We start from the raw sequence: 17650 nt of genomic DNA, 5'->3' as shown, positions 1-17650 counted from the left end.
CGCAAGAAACTGCTCGCGCAAATGCGACGTGTCGGTTAGCGTTGCACGCGCAAGTCGCAGTTCGGCGTGAACTCACACCGCAAAGTTAAAGTGTCCTGATCCTGCAAAGTTGGAATGTCACTCTCTCCGGGTTTTGATGACACCAGAGATTTCAGCTTGCGGCGCCCCATAGCAGGCTTGCACCCGTGCCAAGCAAAAGCGCGTCCATGATGTGCCTGAACGTTTCAGGTGTGAGGCGAAGAAGAAACGGCTTGGCCAGCAGCGAACCGACCATCAACGATCCGCCAACCGTCAATCCCTTTGCCAGCGTGGCAAACGGCAGCGCTCCGAAACTCTGGAATGTGAGCGTCTTGGTGATGTAGATCGTCAGCGAGGCTGCGGCTTCGGTGCCAATGAAGCTCCCCTTCGTCAGCCCGTATCCGATGAACACCGGAACGGATATCGGGCCGGTCGAAACAACGATACCCGTCAGGAAGCCGATGATGGCTCCGGCAAAGGCCAGGTGCCGCAAGCGCAGTTGCCGCAAATATGCGGCACACCGCCGACGCATCGGGATCATGGCCAGGAAGAAAACTCCAATGGCTGCATCCACCACGTGTGGGGGCAGAACAAGCATGGTCCGCGCGCCCAATGCTGCCGCCGGTATTCCGGTTGCCGCATAGGCCGCAACCGCGCGCCAATCGACGGAGCGCCACCATACAAGAATGCGCGAGACATTTGCCATCACCGCCGCCACCGCCATGATCGGGATCGCTTCCTTCGGGCCATAGACGTACGTCAGGACCGGCAAAAGCATGATCGAGGATCCCGTCCCGATGATGCCACTGATGACCCCGGCGACAAGGCCGACGATGAGTACAAGAAGCACGTTCAGGCTCCATCAATTTCTGACGCTTCGTCTTCGGCATTAGCGTCTCGGCCCATGTTGCCTGAACACCTTTGTTGGCAGAGGGCAAACCAACCTGCCATGAAGATCAGCAACATCATGACGACGTTGTGGGCATATTTGGCAGTTGGCTCCACCTGCCCGACCAACGGGAAATAGGTGAAGGCGAGCGCACCTCTGCTCACAAGGAAAGCCAATGCCACGGCGGCGGCGTGGCGGACGCTCCAACCCGGCCGTTGCGCCCGCCACCAGACCAGGCCGCCAACAACCGCAATCACGGTCGCGTTGAAGGCAACTCCGCTCCAACTCTCCCCAAGGACGTCGCTTGCCAACAGGAGCGCCAGCGGCAGCGTCGCTGCGAAAACCAGAACCGGACTGGCGGACGAAGCGCGCCCCTCTGCGCGTTCCTTGTAGCCGAAGGTTGTTCCCACAAGCCACGCTGCCAGCGCGCATGCGGTGACGAGAGCAGCAGATGTGATGAACTGCGCAGTAGAGGCGTTCTGAGATTCCGGATCAAACGCGATGAGCAGCGCGGTACCCACATAGGCAACCGCCGCAATCGTCATCCCCACTGGCCCCAGCCAGGGCTGCAAAGCCCTTCGTGGTCGCCACGCCTCGGCGATCGCAATCGGCGCACCAAAGCTGAAAATCACGTGGCCGATGATGAAGTTCAGGGCCTGATTTGCGCTGATGGAAAGCGCGGGAATGAACGCGGCCAGCCGGGATTCGGCCCAACCCTCGTAGGCGAAGTAGTCCTCACTGAAAAGCGACTGATCTATGAGGCAGGCTTGGGCGATCCCAAGCGCAAGCGTCAGCAAAAGCAGGGATGGCCAGCCCCACCCGGCCCGCCTGGCAACCTCGCGCGCCAGCAAAGCTGGAGCGCCGTATAGCGCGGCAAAGAAAACTAGCGCGAACAGAACTGCAGGGACGTTTCCGGTATTATCGGCATAGGCAGCAAGCAGTTCCGCCCCGACCGCGCACAGGCCCGCCAGGCACAACACCTGGACCGGCCCCAAATAGTCTCGGCGATCTTGCGTACCGTCGAGTGCGGCTCGGGACTCCGTAATCAAGATCGTCTCCTGCTACCTTGGGTGGTGAAGCGACTATCTGAGAAAAGGGTCCGGTTGCCAAGAGGCGGGCGGCAGCAGCAGGTACCTAGCCGACTTGAAGAGCCCTACCCGGTGTTCAGCGACGATGGACCAGCCGATGCTGTGACGTCCCCGTCGTTCGGAAATGCTTCGCCGGCGACGGTCTACCCTGCCCGTTCGGTGCATTTTCGCAAATATCACCAATTTATGATATTTAAAGTCACTTACATAAATTGTGATGTAAGCATTTGAATTTGAACACAGGTATTGTTTCGCGCGCGATGCGAAGACGCCTAAAGAGACTGGCGCCTCCGTTTCCAAGGTGCACCGCTGTCCTATGCTCTTTGGAAGCTGGCTGCATGGAGATCGGTGATGTTCAGGACCTTTGCCATTGCCCTCGGACTGGTGACCAACCTTGTCGCCGCGAGTGCCGCTCGCGCTGAAGAACCTGTCGATACGGCGCGCGCGATCATTCAGGAGCAGATCGCAGCCTTTCTGCATGACGACGCAGAGACCGCCTATTCCTTCGCGTCACCGGCGGTCCGCGGCAAGTTTCCCGACAAGACCACATTCTTCGACATGGTCAAACGCGGCTACCAGCCCGTCTACCGGCCCGGCAACTTCGCCTTTGGCCGGTCGAAGGTCGTCGGCGATCAGGTCCTGCAGGAGGTGTTGATCTCGGCCCCTGACGGCAAGGACTGGACGGCAATCTACGAACTGGTGAAGCAACCGGACGGGAGCTACAAGATCAACGGCGTGATGATGCTGCAGCAGGCGCCAGGGCCGGCGATTTGAGCCGTCCGCGGTGGACGGGCATGCCGCTCAGACCGGCGGAAGGTCCCCTCGCCGCCAGGTCTCCTGGGTTTCCGCCATGAAGTCGGCAAAGCGACCCTCGTCGATCGCCAGGCGGATGCCGGCCATCAGTTCCTGGTAGTAGGCCAGATTATTCCAGCTCAGGAGCATGCCGCCGAGCGACTCGTTCGAACGGATCAGGTGATGCAGATAGGCGCGCGAATAGTCGCGCGCCGCCGGGCAAGAAGACTGCTCGTCGAGCGGGCGCATGTCTTCGGCATGCCGCGCATTGCGCAGGTTGATGCGACCGTGACGCGTGAAAGCGAGACCATGGCGTCCCGAGCGGGTCGGCATCACGCAGTCGAACATGTCGATGCCCTCGGCCACCGACCGCAGGATGTCGTCGGGCGTGCCGACGCCCATTAGGTACCGCGGCTTGTCCACCGGCATGATCGGGCAAGTGATGTCGAGCATGCGCAGCATGACCTCCTGCGGCTCGCCGACGGCCAGACCGCCGACCGCATAGCCCTTGAGGTCGAGGCCCTTCAGTGCCTCGGCCGAGCGTTCGCGCAGTTTCGGCATGTCCCCGCCCTGCACGATACCGAACATCGCCTTGCCCGGCTGGTCGCCGAAGGCGACCTTGCAGCGCTCGGCCCAACGCAGCGACATTTCCATCGCGCGCTCGATTTCCTTGGGCTCCGCCGGCAGCGCCACGCATTCGTCGAGCTGCATCTGGATATCGCTGTCGAGCAGACCCTGGATCTCGATCGAGCGTTCCGGCGACATGTGGAAGAGCGCGCCGTCGACATGGCTCTTGAAGGTGACGCCCTGCTCGTCGAGCTTGCGAAGGCCGGCAAGCGACATGACCTGGAAGCCGCCGCTGTCGGTCAGGATCGGTCCCTGCCAACGGATCAGGCCGTGCAGACCGCCGAGCCGTGCGACGCGCTCAGCGCCGGGGCGTAGCATCAGGTGGTAAGTATTGCCGAGGATGATGTCGGCGCCGAGATCCTTCACCTGGTCGAGATACATCGCCTTGACCGTTCCGACCGTGCCAACCGGCATGAAGGCCGGCGTGCGGATCGTGCCGCGCGGCATCGAAACCTCGCCGCGACGGGCCTTGCCGTCGGTCTTGTTAAGCTTGAACTGGAAGGTCTCGGTCATCTAGTCTTTCCGGAAAAGCAGGCTGGCGTCGCCATAGGAATAGAAGCGGTAGCCGGTTTCGATCGCATGTGCGTAAGCCGCGCGCATCGTGTCCAGGCCGGAGAATGCCGAAACCAGCATGAACAGCGTCGATTTCGGCAGGTGGAAATTGGTCATCAGCATGTCGACGGCGCGGAAGCGGTAGCCGGGCGTGATGAAGATGCCGGTCGGCCCGGACCACGGCTTGACGATACCCTCTGCCGAGGTCGCGCTTTCGATCAGCCGCAACGAAGTCGTGCCGACGCAGACGATCCGCCCGCCCCTCGCCTTGACGGCGTTCAGCCGCTCGGCCGTGCGGGCGTCGACGTGGCCGATCTCCTGGTGCATCACATGGTCGTCGGTGTCGTCGGCCTTGACCGGCAGGAATGTCCCTGCCCCGACATGCAGCGTCACGAAATGCCGTTCGATGCCGGCCTCGTCGAGCTTGGCGAAAAGACGGTCGGTGAAATGCAGTCCGGCGGTGGGCGCCGCAACAGCGCCTTCCTCGCGCGCATACATCGTCTGGTAATCGGCGCGATCCTGTGCGTCCTCGGCGCGCTTCGATGCGATATAGGGCGGCAAGGGAATGTGGCCGACCGCCATGATCGCCTCGTCGAGCGATGGACCCGAGAGGTCGAAGCGCAGCGTCACTTCGCCGGCATCGCCCTTCTCCGCGACTGTCGCGTCCAGCGTGCCGAGCAGGCAGCTCGTGCCGCCATGGCCGAAGGCGATGCGGTCGCCGACCTTGAGGCGCCGCGCCGGGCGGGCAAAAGCCTTCCAGCAATCGGGTGCCGTGCGCATGTGCAGCGTCAGCGAAACCGGTGTGGTGATCTCCTCGCCGCGGCGGCGGATGCCTTCCAGTTGGGCGGGGATCACCTTGGTGTCGTTGAAGACCAGTGCGTCGCCTTCCCTGAGGAACGACGGCAGATCGAGCACGCCCTTGTCGGACAGAACGTCCGCGCCGTCTGGGCGAACGACAAGCATGCGGGCGCTGTCGCGCGGGCTTGCGGGCCGAAGCGCTATCGAGGTTTCCGGAAGGTCGAAGTCGAACAGGTCTACGCGCATTGTTATCTTCAGACAAAAGCAAACCCGCCCCGGCGCAGTTGGCGACCGGGGCGGGTCCGTGCATTAGCGCAAATCAGGCGTCTGCGGCAACCCGCATCGTGACGATCGAGTCGGGATCGCGCACCGGTTCGCCGCGCTTGATCTTGTCGACATTGTCCATGCCTTCGATGACCTGGCCCCAAACGGAGTACTGCTTGTTGAGCCAGGGGGCATCGGTGAAGCAGATGAAGAACTGCGAGTTTGCCGAGTTCGGCATCTGGCTGCGGGCCATCGAGCAGGTGCCGCGAACGTGGCTGACGTTCGAGAATTCGGCCTTCAGATCCGGCTTGGAGGAGCCGCCCATGCCGGCACGCGCCGGGTTGAAGTGCTCGCCGCCGGTCTTGCCGTACTGAACGTCGCCGGTCTGCGCCATGAAGTCCTCGATCACGCGGTGGAACACCACGCCGTCATAGGCACCTTCGCGAGCCAGTTCCTTGATGCGGGCGACATGACCCGGAGCGACGTCAGGCAGAAGCTCGATGACGATCTTGCCCTTGGTGGTCTCCATGATGATCGTGTTTTCCGGATCCTTGATCTCGGCCATGGGTTTTCTCCTTCTGTTGACTTTACTTGCCGACCTTGACGCTGATCATGCGGTCGGGATCGGTGACGGAGCCGTTGTTGGCATCGTCGCCGAGCTTGATCTTGTCGACGTTCTCCATACCCGAAACGACCTTGCCGACGACCGTGTACTGGCCGTTCAGGAAGTCGCCCGGTGCGAACATGATGAAGAACTGCGAATTGGCGCTGTTCGGATCCTGCGAGCGGGCCATGCCGACCGTGCCGCGTTCGAACGGAACGTCGGAGAACTCGGCCGGCAGATCCGGCTTCGACGAACCGCCGGTGCCGGCAGCCTGCGGCTGGTAGCCGTTTTCCATATCACCATACTGCACGTCGCCGGTCTGGGCCATGAAGCCCTTGATCACGCGGTGGAAGGCAACGTTGTCATACTCGCCAGCGGCGGCAAGCGCCTTGATCTGCTCGACATGCTTGGGGGCAATGTCCGGACGCAGTTCAACGACGACCGGCCCATCCTTGAGCGTGATCGTGATGACGTTGTCGGCCGATTGTGCGATCGCCGTTCCCGTCCAGGAGGCAAGCGCAAGGGCGCCGGCAAAAGCGAGGTGGAGGATTTTCATGGTTTCTCCCTGCGTGGTGTAAAGAGGGCCGCGCCTCAAGCGCGGCGTTTGGCCTGCAGTGCTTGGTAAACTGCCGCGGGCACGAAGGCGCTGACGTCACCGCCCATGGCCGCGATCTGGCGGACCAATGTGGCCGTAATGGGCCGCGATGCCGTGCCTGCGGGCAAGAATAGCGTCTGGATGTCGGGGGCCATCTGCCGGTTCATGCCGGCCATCTGCATTTCGTAGTCGAGGTCCGTGCCGTCGCGAAGCCCGCGCACCAGCAATTTCGCGCCGCGCTCGCGCGCCGCGTCGACCACCAGATTGTCGAAGGCGACGACGTCGATATCGCCGGCCCGGTCGGGCAGGAATTCCTGAAGCGACCGACGGATGAGTTCGGCGCGTTCGTCGAAGGTAAACAGCGGCGCCTTCCCAGGATGGATGCCGATTGCGACGATGACCTTCGCCGCCACGTTCAGCGCCTGCACGAGTACGTCGAGGTGGCCGTTCGTCATCGGATCGAAGGAGCCGGGATAAAATGCCGTGGTCATCGCACCTGTTTCCGTTTGGTGAAGCCTTTTGTCACGGACGGCGACGGATCGCAAGAGTTGTGCCGATGGCTAGAGCTGTTCCCTGGGAAACAGCGTGACAGAAAGAATGAATGCTAGATGAATGCCATGTTCAACGGTGCTTCACACGCAGAACGCTAGTGTAGCGCAGTAAACAACGGAACTTTTCGAACGTACTGCCGTTTAGGATGCGAAAGGATTACGGCTATGGCACTTGCTCTGTTTTCGATGGCGATGTTTTTCACGATGCTCTTTGCGACGATACATGGACTTCGCAATGAGTCCCGTGCCCGGCGCGAGCAATTCGTGACCCAGAAGATCTTCCGTTGACGGAGAGCGTCATGGCCACCCTCTTCATGATCGCGGCAGCGGTCGTCAGTTTCGTTTTTTTGATCGATTTTGCCCGGACGATACGCGACCTCCAGCGCGATCGCCAGGGTTCGGAGCGGCTTGACGGTTTCAACGTCTAGCGGTTTCGAGGCTTCGTAATCGAAGCTTGGTAGTAGGCGACGCCGTTCCCTTCCCCTGAGGCGGTCGCCGTTGTAAGCCGGACGGCATCCCCTGCCCGTCCGGCTTTTTCTTTGCCCGCAGCCTGGAGCCTTTCGCTAAATCGCGGTCTGCCTCGGCGGGGTGGTCGAAATCGCGCCGATCATCCGGAAGAAGCGCCAGTTCAAAAGCACGGCGGCTGCCGCGAGCCCGAGGACGAAGCCGAACCAGACGCCCATTCCGCCGAAGTTGAACGGAAAGGCGAAGGCCCAGGCGCAGACGAAGCCGATCGGCCAATAGGAGATCAACGCCAGCAGCATCGGCACCTTGGTGTCCTTCAGCCCGCGCAGCATGCCGGCCGCAATCGCCTGCATGCCGTCGACGAGCTGGAAGGCGCCGGCAATGACGATGAGCGGGGCGGCGAAGGCCAGTACTGCCGCGGCATCCGGGCGGTTGGTGTCGAGATAGAGGGCGGCGAGATGGCTCGGGAACAAGGCAAAGATCGCGCTCCCGACGACGGCAAAGCCCGCACCGAGCGCGAGTGATGCAATCGCCGCGCGCCGGACGCCCAGCATGTCGTTTCGGCCGTAGGCAAGGCCGACACGCACCGTGGCGGCTTGCGCGAGCCCGAGCGGGATCATGAAGGCGAGTGAGGCGAACTGCAGGGCGATGCCGTGCGCGGCAAGTTCAATCGTCCCGATCGTGCCCATCAGCAGCGAAGCGACGGTGAAGAGGCTCACTTCGGCAAGGATCGTCAACGAGATCGGAATGCCGAGAGACACGACCTCCCAGAACGCCGACCAATCAGGCCGCCAGAACCGGACGAACAGTTCGTACTGGTTGAGCTCAGGCTTGCTCTTGATGTAGCCGATCGTCAGCGCTGCGCCGAGCACGGCGACGCCGAGCGCCGCTACCGCTGCACCGAAGATGCCGAGCTGCGGGAAGCCGAAATGGCCGAAGATCAGCACGTAACAAAGAGCGGCATTGAGCACGAGCGTCGCCAGCGTCACATAGAGAATGATCCCTGCCCGCTCGAGGCCGCTCAAGAAGGCTCTGAGCACCATGAAAATCAGGCCGGGGAAGATCGCCCACTGGGCGATGCGGATGTATTCCCCCGCAAGGGCTGCGACCTCGGGTTGCTGACCGGCGAAAAGCAGGATCGGTTCGGCCATCCAGAGCACCGGCGCCGTCAGCACCCCGTAGAGCAGCACGACCCACATGCCCATGCGCACGGAGCGGCGCACCGAAACCTTGTCGCCTCGACCAACGGCCTGCGCTGCCATCGGAACCACCGCGTTGGCAAAGCCGTTCCCGAAAACATAGACGGTGAAATACATCTGCGTGGCGAGAATGATCGCCGCGAGTTCGGTGGCGCCGAGCTTGCCCACCATCAGCACGTCCGTCGTGTTGATCGCGAGCTGGGCGAGTTGCGCGCCAATGAACGGCACGCCGAGATAGAAGCTCGCGCGATAATGCGTCCGCCAGGAGTTGTCGGTCGTCGGTGACGTCGCGCTCGCATTGGTGGTCAGCATGGCAGATTCCTGGCGGTCGATGCAGCTCCAGGCCGCAACTAAAAATCGGAGGGAGGAAAACCGGAGATAGAATACCCCCGGGCAAAGAGCCAGCCGCAAGGGCGAGGTTGCTCAAACTTTCATCGATAGATCACGAAAATTGATCAATTTCCGTGCACTCGTGGCTGTTCGATCCCTTCAGCCTCTTCGGCTGCTGCAACCGCAGCCGGCTCGATGGCCTCCTCCAGCCCTTGCGGTCCTACCGCCCTGCTTCTCGGTATCTTCAACAGGAACACGACGAGCGCGCCGACGAGGAAGCAACTAGCCAGCGCATAGGGCGCACCGGCGAAGGCGACGGGAGCGCTGGGGCTGGTGAAATAGCCGAAAGCCTGGGTGAAGATCAGCGGGCCGATGATCGTGGTGATGCTGCCGATGCTGGTCAGCGCGCCCTGAAGCTCTCCCTGTGCCGATGGCGGCACGTGGGCGGCAGCGATACTGCGCAAGGGCGGATCTGCGAGGCTTTCGAGCGCGGTTGCGATGATCACCGCATAGATCATCCACCCCTGCCAGGCACCGGCATAGCCAATGGCGCCAAGGGTGGTGAAGGTCAGTCCCAGCACCGCCGTCCGCCACTCGCCAAGCCGCGGCACGACACGCGGCAGGATGACGGCCATGACGAACGCGCCGCCGATGCCGAAGATACCCAGAGATAGCCCGATCTGTCCCTCGCTCCAGCCATAGCGGTAATTGGATACGAAGGACCAGACCGCCGGATAGACGGAATGGGCGAGCCAGAAGAGAAAGAAGACGAGCCCGACCCAGCCGATGCCCGGGTAATTGCGCATCTGCTTGAGGGCGCCGAGCGGATTGGCGCGCTTCCACTCGAAGCGACGCCGATTGGCGCGATCCAGCGTCTCCGGCAGCAGAAATACGCCGAGAATGAAATTCAGGAAGGAGAGCGCCGCGGCACCGTAGAACGGCACGCGTGGCCCCAATTCGCCGAGCAGACCGCCAAGCACCGGGCCGAGGGCGAAGCCGGTGCCGAAGGCAATGCCGATCAGCCCAAAATTCTTGGCGCGGTTTCCGTCATGGCTGATGTCGGCGATATAGGCCGATGCGGTGCCGAAGCTCGCACCGCTGATGCCGGCGAGAACACGGCCGATGAACAGCATCCAATAGCTGGTGGCGAGCGCGCAGATCAGATTGTCGAGTGCGAAGGTGAAGACCGATGCGAGCAGCACCGGACGCCGGCCGAATCGGTCGCTGAGGTTGCCGATCAGCGGTGCGAAGAGAAACTGCATCGCCGCATAGACGAGCAGCAGCCAACCACCGTCGATTGCCGCTTCACTGATATCGGAGCCGGTCAGTTCCTCCAGATAGGTCGGCAGCACCGGAACGATGATCGCAATGCCGATGATATCAAGGAACAGGATGAGAAAGACGAGGAACAGGCCGCGTCGCACAAACTTCTCGTCGCGCATGCGATCCCTCCCCCAGGCGGCCTGCCCCGGGATGTGGGACAGAACGTGAACAACGCTACCAATTTAGGTGTAACGGATCATTTCGCGCGAAACAATCCGTGAACGTCTCAAATTATCTGATGGGACTATCGCAATGGTTGATGTGACGGGTGACGTGCAGCCGTCTTCACCCGTTGTCGCGCCGCTGTTCAAGCTTCAAGAAATCCACGAAGGCGCGCAGCGGCGTCGGCATATGCCTGCGGCTCGCATAGTATAGAAACGGTCCGGAAAAACTCGTCGTCCAGTCTTCAAGAATGGGCAGGAGCCGTCCTGCCGCGATGGCCGGGGCGACGAACTCCTCGAAGGTCCGGATGATGCCAAGCCCGTCAACGGCAGCGCCGAGTTCGAGGTCGATCGTATTGGCGGTCACGACGGCAGGAGGCGCGATCGTCAGCGCCGCGTCGCCTTCACCGAACTCCCAGGGAAGAGAAATACCACTGGCGAAACGGTGGCGAATACAGCCATGTTCGAGCAGATCGCGCGGATGTTGGGGCACGCCGCGCCTGGCGAGATACTCCGGGGCCGCGGCGGTGACGTAGCGTTGTCGGCTCGGGCCGATCGGTATGGCGATCATGTCGCGCTCGACGCGTTCCTCATAGCGAACGCCGGCGTCGAAACCTGCCGCCAGAACGTCGACGAACCCATCTTCCGCCGTCACTTCCAACGAGATCGCCGAATGCTCGCGCAGGAAGCGGCCGACGATCGGTGGTAAGATTTCGCGGGCGACGATGGTCGGGACATTAAGTTTCAGCGTTCCCGCCGGGCTGTCGCGCATTTCGTTGACCTGATCGAGCGCGCCGGCGATCTCGCCGAGTGCCGGCGTCAGCCGATCGAGCAGCCGCATGCCCGCCTCCGTCAGCGTCACGCTGCGGGTCGTGCGGTTGAGCAGGCGCACTTGCAGCTTCGCTTCGAGCCGTCGCAGCGCCTCGCTCAACGAGGACGCGGAAACGCCGCGCTTCTTGGCTGCGGCCCGGAAGCTGCGCGCGGCGGCAACGGCGGTAAAGGCATCGAGATCGGCAAGCGGCAGGTCGTTCATTGTGCGGAATTTCGTACAAGTTGTTCGATTGAGGTCGGATTATCGCACGACGCCATACGAAGTAAACAAGAGACCGATCAACGGCCGGCGGATTCGGCCTTGTCGAAGGAGAACGACAATGGATTACGTTTCACTCGGAAAGACCGGCCCCTCGGTGTCGGCGCTCGGCCTCGGCTGCATGGGCATGTCCGGCATGTACGGCCCGGCCGACCGTGCCGAAAGCATCGCCACCATCCACGCCGCGCTGGAGGCCGGCATCACGCTGCTCGATACCGGCGACTTCTATGGCATGGGCCATAACGAGATGCTGATCGGCGAGGCGCTGAAGGGCGGAAGGCGCGATAAGGCGCTGTTGAGTGTGAAGTTCGGCGCATTGCGTGATGCTGCCGGCAACTGGGCTGGCTATGATTGCCGGCCGAAGGCGGTTCGCAACTTTCTCGCCTATACGCTGCAGCGGCTTGGCGTCGATCACATCGACATCTATCGTCCGGCAAGGCTCGACCCGGATGTCCCGATCGAGGAGACGATCGGCGCGATCGCCGATCTCGTGAAAGCTGGCTATATCCGCCATATCGGCCTCTCCGAAGTCGGCTCAGAGACCATTCGCCGTGCCGCAGCCGTCCACCCGATCGTCGATCTCCAGATCGAGTATTCGCTGATCTCACGCGGGATCGAAAACGACATTCTGCCCACATGCCGGGAACTTGGCATCGGCATTACGGCCTACGGCGTTCTCTCGCGTGGGCTGATCAGTGGCCACTGGCAGAAGGGCGCGGCCGGCAATGGCGATTTCCGTGCCATGAGCCCGCGGTTCCAGGAGGGCAATATCGACAAGAACCTTGCCCTCGTCGAAGCGCTGAGACAGGTCGCTGAAGAGAAGGGCGTTTCGGTGGCGCAGATCGCGATTGCCTGGGTGGCCGCCCAGGGCAAGGACATCGTGTCGTTGATCGGTGCACGCCGGCGCGACCGCTTGGCGGAAGCCCTAGCGTCGCACGATGTCCATCTCAGTGCCGGCGAACTGGCGGTGATCGAACAGGCGGTTCCGAAAGACGCCGCCGCGGGCGCCCGCTATCCCGAGGCCCAACTCGCCCACATGGACAGCGAACGCTGACCCCGACAAACGAAAGGGCCGGCAATCGTGCCGGCCCTGACGGTTTCTTGGGTTGGAGCGGTTAAACGGCGCCTGAGAAAGTATCGCAGGCCGACATCTTGCCGCTGTCGAAGCCACGCTTGAACCAGCGCATGCGCTGTTCGGAGGTGCCGTGGTTGAAGCTCTCCGGAACGACGTAGCCCTGCATGCGCTTCTGCAGCGTGTCGTCGCCGATCTGGGTGGCTGCGTTCAGCGCCTCTTCGACGTCGCCCTGCTCGAGCAGACCCTTCTGCTCCGTGTATTTGCCCCAGACACCGGCGAAGCAATCGGCCTGCAGCTCGACGCGGACTGACATCTGGTTCGCTTCGGCTTCGCTCATCGACTGGCGCATCTGGTTGAATTTCGGCAAGACGCCGATCAGGTTCTGGACGTGGTGGCCGACCTCGTGCGCAACCACATAGGCCTGGGCGAAGTCGCCGGATGCATCGAACTTCTGGGCGAGTTCATCGAAGAAGCTCATGTCGAGATAGACCTTGTGGTCTCCCGGGCAATAGAAAGGTCCGGAGGCGGCAGACGCAAAGCCGCAGGCGGAGCGCACTTGGCCGCGGAAGAGCACCATCTTGGGCTCTTCGTACTGTTTGCCGCTCGCCTGGAAAATGCCGTTCCAGGTATCCTCGGTCTCGGCGAGCACGGTCGCCATGAAAGACTTCATTTCCTCTTCCTGGGCCGAACCGCGCGGGGCCGGCGAGCCGTCACTCTGTTCGAAGCCGGGCAACTGTACCTGACTGCCGCCACCTTCCAGCACCTGCAGCATGTCGATGCCCATGGCCTTGAGGATAAAATAGAGGATGACGAGGAAGATGATCGTTCCGAAGCTCATGCCGCCGCCGGCGCGTCGCATACCGCCTCCGCCGCCCGGCATGCGGAAACCACCGCCGCGCCCGAACGGATTGCCGCCACCCGGGCTCGCGCCGCGCTGGTCTTCGATGTTTTCGGATTGGCGGCGGCCTTTCCATTCCATGATCTGTCCTCCCAGCCTCTGTAAACAGGCGTTGTCGGTGTGCTCTTTTATAGGACTCACCCGACGTCGTTGTAAAACGCAATTGCCACCCGTAAGTTCGCGATCTGGCCAAACTTTTTGTTGCGGCGGCTAGCTCCCGTTACAAACATAGGAAGCGAAAACTCCGCCGGCTGAAGTCTGCTCCGCTCTCCGTGACGTAAAGCCGCTTTGCCGATGCTAAGCCACCCGCAGACAGCGACGCGGAGGCGCGTTCATGAAGGCGTTGCGGCTTGAAGCTACCGGTCGCCTCGGCGTGGCCGAAGTGCAGAAGCCCCTGCCCGATCCGCACGACCTGCTTGTCTAGGTCGAAGCCGCCGGCGCGCGCCGGCGGCGCCTGACGCTTTGGCGCGGTTTTAGTGCCGCCGAGCGGGTGATAAAGCAGAGGACGCGCAAATATGCCGGGTTCTTGTCGATTCCGGAATTTTCGGGGTTTCGCTTGCATAAACATTTGCCTATAAGCCGCTTCTAGCCTGAAAAGACCATCAATGCGTGCCCGGCCGGTGACCTCCCACCTTGGCCGGTTTTTCGCGCAGCTAGAAACGGATGACCGACCATGCCGAAGCGCCAAGATATCAAGTCCATTCTTATCATCGGCGCGGGGCCGATCGTCATCGGTCAGGCATGCGAATTCGACTATTCCGGCACCCAGGCCTGTAAGGCGCTGAAAGAGGAAGGCTACCGCGTCATCCTCGTCAACTCCAACCCGGCGACGATCATGACCGATCCGGGCCTCGCCGATGCGACCTATGTCGAGCCGATCACCCCGGAAGTCGTTGCCAAGATTATCGCCAAGGAGCGCCCCGACGCGCTGCTCCCGACCATGGGTGGCCAGACCGCGCTCAACACCGCACTGTCGCTGCGCCGCATGGGCGTTCTCGACCGCTACAATGTCGAGATGATCGGTGCCAAGCCCGACGCGATCGACAAGGCTGAGGACCGCGCACTCTTCCGTGAGGCGATGGCGAAGATCGGCCTCGAAACGCCGAAGTCGCGGCTGGCCAACGCCACCGACATCAAGGACCACGACCGCAAGGTTCATGAGGCCGAGCGCGCCGAACTGAAGGGCCGCCTTTCCGGCCCGGACCTCGACAAGGCGCTCGACGATCTCGAAAACCATTGGAACCTCGGCGAAGGCGATCGCAAGCAGCGCTATATGAACCACGCGATGGCGATTGCCGCGCAGGCGCTCGATGACGTCGGCCTGCCGGCGATCATCCGCCCGTCCTTCACGCTTGGTGGCACCGGCGGCGGCATTGCCTACAACCGCACCGAATTCTTCGACATCGTCGGCAGCGGCCTCGACGCGTCGCCGACCACCGAAGTGCTGATCGAAGAATCGGTGCTCGGCTGGAAGGAATACGAGATGGAAGTGGTCCGCGACACCGCGGACAACTGCATCATCATCTGCTCGATCGAAAACATCGACCCGATGGGCGTGCACACCGGCGATTCGATCACCGTTGCTCCGGCGCTGACGCTGACGGACAAAGAATACCAGATCATGCGCAACGCCTCGATCGCGGTGCTGCGCGAGATCGGCGTCGAGACCGGCGGTTCGAACGTGCAGTTCGCGGTCAATCCGAAGGATGGCCGTCTCGTCGTCATCGAGATGAACCCGCGCGTTTCGCGCTCCTCGGCTCTCGCCTCCAAGGCGACCGGCTTCCCGATCGCCAAGATCGCCGCGAAGCTTGCCATCGGCTACACGCTCGACGAACTCGACAACGACATCACCGGCGGCGCGACGCCGGCTTCCTTCGAGCCCTCGATCGACTACGTCGTCACCAAGATCCCGCGCTTTGCCTTCGAGAAGTTCCCGGGCGCTTCGCCGGTTCTGACCACCGCGATGAAGTCGGTCGGTGAAGTCATGGCGATCGGCCGCACTTTTGCCGAATCGCTGCAGAAGGCGCTGCGTGGCCTTGAGACCGGCCTCACCGGCCTCGATGAAATCGAAATTCCTGACATGGACGAGAACGGCGATGGCCGAAATGCCATCCGCGCCGCGATCGGAACGCCGACGCCGGACCGCCTGCGCATGGTCGCCCAGGCGCTGCGCTATGGCATGAGCGAGGCCGAGGTTCACGAGGCGAGCAAGATCGACCCGTGGTTCATCGCTCAGTTCAAGGCGATCGTCGACATGGAGGCCCGCATCCGCGAGCACGGCCTGCCTAAGGATGCCGAGAACCTGCGCATGCTGAAGGCCATGGGCTTTTCCGACGCGCGCCTCGCCACCCTCGGCGGCAAGCGCCCGAAGGAAGTGGCGGAACTGCGCAATTCGCTGAATGTCCGTCCGGTCTACAAGCGCATCGATACCTGCGCCGCCGAATTCGCCTCGCCGACCGCTTACATGTACTCGACCTATGAGACACCGTTCGTCGGTGCGGCCCGGTCTGAAGCCGAGGTTTCCGACCGCAAGAAGGTCGTCATTCTTGGCGGCGGTCCGAACCGTATCGGCCAGGGCATCGAGTTCGACTATTGCTGCTGCCACGCGGCCTTCGCACTGAAGGATGCCGGCTACGAAGCGATCATGATCAACTGCAATCCGGAGACGGTTTCGACCGACTACGACACCTCCGATCGCCTCTACTTCGAGCCGCTGACGGCCGAAGACGTGATCGAGATCATGCGCGCCGAGCAGGAAAAGGGTGAACTGGTCGGCGTCATCGTGCAGTTCGGCGGCCAGACCCCGCTGAAACTCGCCGAAGCGCTGGAAAAGAACGGTATCCCGATCCTCGGCACGGCACCCGACGCGATCGACCTTGCGGAAGACCGCGACCGTTTCCAGAAGCTTCTGATGAAGCTCGACCTCAACCAGCCGAACAACGGCATCGCCTACTCGGTCGAGCAGGCCCGCCTCGTCGCTGCCGAAATCGGCTTCCCGCTGGTCGTGCGCCCGTCCTACGTTCTCGGCGGCCGCGCCATGCAGATCATCCATTCGGAAAGCATGCTGCAGTCCTACCTGCTCGACACGGTTCCGGGCCTGGTTCCGGAAGACATCAAGCAGCGCTACCCGAACGACAAGACCGGCCAGATCAACACGCTGCTCGGCAAGAACCCGCTGCTCTTCGACAGCTACCTGACGAATGCCACGGAAGTGGACGTCGACTGCCTCTGTGATGGCAAGGACGTCTTCGTCTCGGGCATCATGGAACACATCGAGGAAGCCGGCATCCACTCGGGCGACAGCGCCTGCTCGCTGCCGGTACATACGCTCGACACGGCCATGGTCGACGAACTCGAGCGCCAGACGGCAGCCCTTGCCAAGGCGCTCAATGTCGGCGGCCTGATGAACGTGCAGTTCGCGATCAAGGACGGCACGATCTATGTGCTTGAAGTGAACCCGCGCGCATCGCGCACCGTTCCCTTCGTCGCCAAGACGATCGGCGCGCCGATCGCCAAGATTGCGGCCCGCGTCATGACCGGCGAAGCGCTTGACGTGGCGATCGCCGCCTACGGCGAAAAGCCGGACCCGCGCAACCTCAAGCACATCGCCGTCAAGGAAGCCGTCTTCCCCTTCGCACGCTTCCCAGGCGTCGACACGCTGCTTGGCCCGGAAATGCGCTCGACCGGCGAGGTCATCGGTCTCGACACCGACTATGCGCTGGCCTTCGCCAAGTCGCAGCTCGGCGCCGGCGTCGACCTGCCGCGCGACGGAACGGTGTTCGTTTCGGTGCGCGACGAAGACAAGACCCGGGTGCTTCCGGCAATTCGCATTCTCGTCGACATCGGCTTCAAGGTCATGGCCACGGGCGGCACGGCTCGGTTCCTGGGTGAAAACGGCATCGCCGCCACCAAGGTCAACAAGGTCCAGGAAGGCCGGCCGCATGTCGAGGACGCGATCCGCAACCGCCACGTCCAGCTCGTCATCAACACGACCGACGGCAACAAGGCGATCTCGGACTCGAAGTCGCTGCGCCGCGCGACGCTGATGCAGAAGGTGCCCTATTACACCACTATGGCCGGCGCGGAAGCGGCAGCCCACGCGATCAAGGCGCTGAAGGCCGGCAGCCTCGAAGTGCGTCCGCTGCAGAGCTACTTCAAGGTCTGATACGGCGAGCGGCGCGCGACAATCGCGCGCCGCTTCCATTCTGAACGATCGCCTTTCGTCCACTTCGCCCGGCTGAATGCAGCATGAATGGGCGGTTCAGGCTGCGTTCGTCCGCACCATGCTCCAATATGTCAGCGTCTAGGGATCGGAGGGGCCTCCGGTGGGC

The 17650-nt window shown here is 62.4% G+C and carries 15 protein-coding genes; 4 read left to right on the top strand and 11 right to left on the bottom strand.

Going from position 1 to position 17650, the window contains the following annotated elements:
* Positions 1-151: 151 nt before the first annotated feature.
* Entirely contained in the window at positions 152-874 is a 723-nt protein-coding gene (locus tag V7S54_RS07115; protein WP_065373678.1) for a sulfite exporter TauE/SafE family protein, read from the bottom strand.
* Positions 871-1956: a hypothetical protein gene (locus V7S54_RS07110; RefSeq protein ID WP_065373677.1), complete on the bottom strand. Its 1086-nt coding sequence runs from the start codon at positions 1954-1956 to the stop codon at positions 871-873. The genes V7S54_RS07115 and V7S54_RS07110 overlap by 4 nt, the downstream gene beginning before the upstream one ends.
* A 390-nt stretch (positions 1957-2346) precedes the next feature.
* Here V7S54_RS07110 and V7S54_RS07105 point away from each other — a divergent pair, with 390 nt between their 5' ends.
* Positions 2347-2769 (top strand): DUF4864 domain-containing protein, encoded by a 423-nt coding sequence (locus tag V7S54_RS07105; protein ID WP_065373676.1) that lies wholly within the window; start codon positions 2347-2349, stop codon positions 2767-2769.
* A 27-nt stretch (positions 2770-2796) separates the two neighbouring features.
* Here V7S54_RS07105 and tgt read toward each other — a convergent pair whose 3' ends face one another.
* The 5 genes from tgt to coaD all read right to left on the bottom strand — a co-directional run bounded on the left by tgt (position 2797) and on the right by coaD (position 6718).
* Positions 2797-3927 (bottom strand): tRNA guanosine(34) transglycosylase Tgt, encoded by a 1131-nt coding sequence (gene tgt, locus V7S54_RS07100; protein WP_065373675.1) that lies wholly within the window; start codon positions 3925-3927, stop codon positions 2797-2799.
* The gene (queA, locus tag V7S54_RS07095; protein ID WP_065373674.1) at positions 3928-5010 is read right to left on the bottom strand and encodes a tRNA preQ1(34) S-adenosylmethionine ribosyltransferase-isomerase QueA; all 1083 of its coding nucleotides are present in this window, start codon (positions 5008-5010) and stop codon (positions 3928-3930) included.
* A 73-nt stretch (positions 5011-5083) separates the two neighbouring features.
* Positions 5084-5593, bottom strand: coding sequence for a peptidylprolyl isomerase (locus tag V7S54_RS07090; protein WP_057250311.1), 510 nt, complete (start codon positions 5591-5593; stop codon positions 5084-5086).
* Between the two features lie 22 nt (positions 5594-5615).
* The gene (locus V7S54_RS07085) at positions 5616-6188 is read right to left on the bottom strand and encodes a peptidylprolyl isomerase (RefSeq protein WP_065373673.1); all 573 of its coding nucleotides are present in this window, start codon (positions 6186-6188) and stop codon (positions 5616-5618) included.
* 35 nt (positions 6189-6223) lie between these two features.
* Positions 6224-6718: a pantetheine-phosphate adenylyltransferase gene (gene coaD / locus V7S54_RS07080; RefSeq protein WP_065373672.1), complete on the bottom strand. Its 495-nt coding sequence runs from the start codon at positions 6716-6718 to the stop codon at positions 6224-6226.
* A 359-nt stretch (positions 6719-7077) separates the two neighbouring features.
* On the opposite strand from coaD, the gene V7S54_RS07075 reads away from it, so the two are divergent.
* The gene (locus tag V7S54_RS07075; protein ID WP_268753031.1) at positions 7078-7206 is read left to right on the top strand and encodes a hypothetical protein; all 129 of its coding nucleotides are present in this window, start codon (positions 7078-7080) and stop codon (positions 7204-7206) included.
* Between the two features lie 135 nt (positions 7207-7341).
* On the opposite strand, the gene V7S54_RS07070 is transcribed toward V7S54_RS07075, so the two are convergent.
* The 3 genes from V7S54_RS07070 to V7S54_RS07060 all read right to left on the bottom strand — a co-directional run bounded on the left by V7S54_RS07070 (position 7342) and on the right by V7S54_RS07060 (position 11289).
* The gene (locus V7S54_RS07070; protein ID WP_065373671.1) at positions 7342-8754 is read right to left on the bottom strand and encodes an MATE family efflux transporter; all 1413 of its coding nucleotides are present in this window, start codon (positions 8752-8754) and stop codon (positions 7342-7344) included.
* Positions 8755-8897: 143 nt separating this feature from the next.
* Positions 8898-10214, bottom strand: a complete 1317-nt coding sequence (locus V7S54_RS07065; RefSeq protein WP_065373670.1) for a TCR/Tet family MFS transporter — start codon at positions 10212-10214, stop codon at positions 8898-8900.
* Positions 10215-10380: 166 nt separating this feature from the next.
* Positions 10381-11289 (bottom strand): LysR family transcriptional regulator, encoded by a 909-nt coding sequence (locus V7S54_RS07060; RefSeq protein WP_065373669.1) that lies wholly within the window; start codon positions 11287-11289, stop codon positions 10381-10383.
* A gap of 118 nt (positions 11290-11407) precedes the next feature.
* On the opposite strand from V7S54_RS07060, the gene V7S54_RS07055 reads away from it, so the two are divergent.
* A complete protein-coding gene (locus V7S54_RS07055) occupies positions 11408-12400 on the top strand; it encodes an aldo/keto reductase (protein WP_065373668.1) in 993 nt (330 codons plus the stop codon).
* Between the two features lie 61 nt (positions 12401-12461).
* Here the strand turns inward: V7S54_RS07055 and ypfJ are convergent, their stop codons facing one another.
* Positions 12462-13400, bottom strand: a complete 939-nt coding sequence (ypfJ, locus tag V7S54_RS07050; RefSeq protein ID WP_065373667.1) for a KPN_02809 family neutral zinc metallopeptidase — start codon at positions 13398-13400, stop codon at positions 12462-12464.
* A gap of 592 nt (positions 13401-13992) precedes the next feature.
* Between ypfJ and carB the strand changes: the two genes are divergently transcribed.
* Complete coding sequence (carB, locus tag V7S54_RS07045; protein ID WP_065373666.1) at positions 13993-17484, top strand: carbamoyl-phosphate synthase large subunit; 3492 nt, start codon at positions 13993-13995, stop codon at positions 17482-17484.
* Positions 17485-17650: the final 166 nt, after the last annotated feature.

It is taken from the genome of Ensifer sp. CCNWLY38 (genome assembly GCF_037120565.1).
GTDB classification, from domain to species: Bacteria; Pseudomonadota; Alphaproteobacteria; order Rhizobiales; family Rhizobiaceae; genus Ensifer; species Ensifer adhaerens_H.
The sequence above is the reverse complement of the archived record's forward strand: the minus strand, read 5'-3'. Positions and strand labels throughout refer to the sequence as shown.

Excerpts from the sequence above, each read along its gene's own strand:
- V7S54_RS07105 (WP_065373676.1), top strand. The coding sequence starts at position 2,347 with ATGTTCAGGACCTTTGCCATTGCCCTCGGACTGGTGACCAACCTTGTC.
- tgt (WP_065373675.1), bottom strand. The coding sequence starts at position 3,927 with ATGACCGAGACCTTCCAGTTCAAGCTTAACAAGACCGACGGCAAGGCC.
- queA (WP_065373674.1), bottom strand. The coding sequence starts at position 5,010 with ATGCGCGTAGACCTGTTCGACTTCGACCTTCCGGAAACCTCGATAGCG.
- V7S54_RS07090 (WP_057250311.1), bottom strand. The coding sequence starts at position 5,593 with ATGGCCGAGATCAAGGATCCGGAAAACACGATCATCATGGAGACCACC.
- V7S54_RS07085 (WP_065373673.1), bottom strand. The coding sequence starts at position 6,188 with ATGAAAATCCTCCACCTCGCTTTTGCCGGCGCCCTTGCGCTTGCCTCC.
- coaD (WP_065373672.1), bottom strand. The coding sequence starts at position 6,718 with ATGACCACGGCATTTTATCCCGGCTCCTTCGATCCGATGACGAACGGC.
- V7S54_RS07075 (WP_268753031.1), top strand. The coding sequence starts at position 7,078 with ATGGCCACCCTCTTCATGATCGCGGCAGCGGTCGTCAGTTTCGTTTTT.
- V7S54_RS07070 (WP_065373671.1), bottom strand. The coding sequence starts at position 8,754 with ATGCTGACCACCAATGCGAGCGCGACGTCACCGACGACCGACAACTCC.
- V7S54_RS07065 (WP_065373670.1), bottom strand. The coding sequence starts at position 10,214 with ATGCGCGACGAGAAGTTTGTGCGACGCGGCCTGTTCCTCGTCTTTCTC.
- V7S54_RS07060 (WP_065373669.1), bottom strand. The coding sequence starts at position 11,289 with ATGAACGACCTGCCGCTTGCCGATCTCGATGCCTTTACCGCCGTTGCC.
- V7S54_RS07055 (WP_065373668.1), top strand. The coding sequence starts at position 11,408 with ATGGATTACGTTTCACTCGGAAAGACCGGCCCCTCGGTGTCGGCGCTC.
- ypfJ (WP_065373667.1), bottom strand. The coding sequence starts at position 13,400 with ATGGAATGGAAAGGCCGCCGCCAATCCGAAAACATCGAAGACCAGCGC.
- carB (WP_065373666.1), top strand. The coding sequence starts at position 13,993 with ATGCCGAAGCGCCAAGATATCAAGTCCATTCTTATCATCGGCGCGGGG.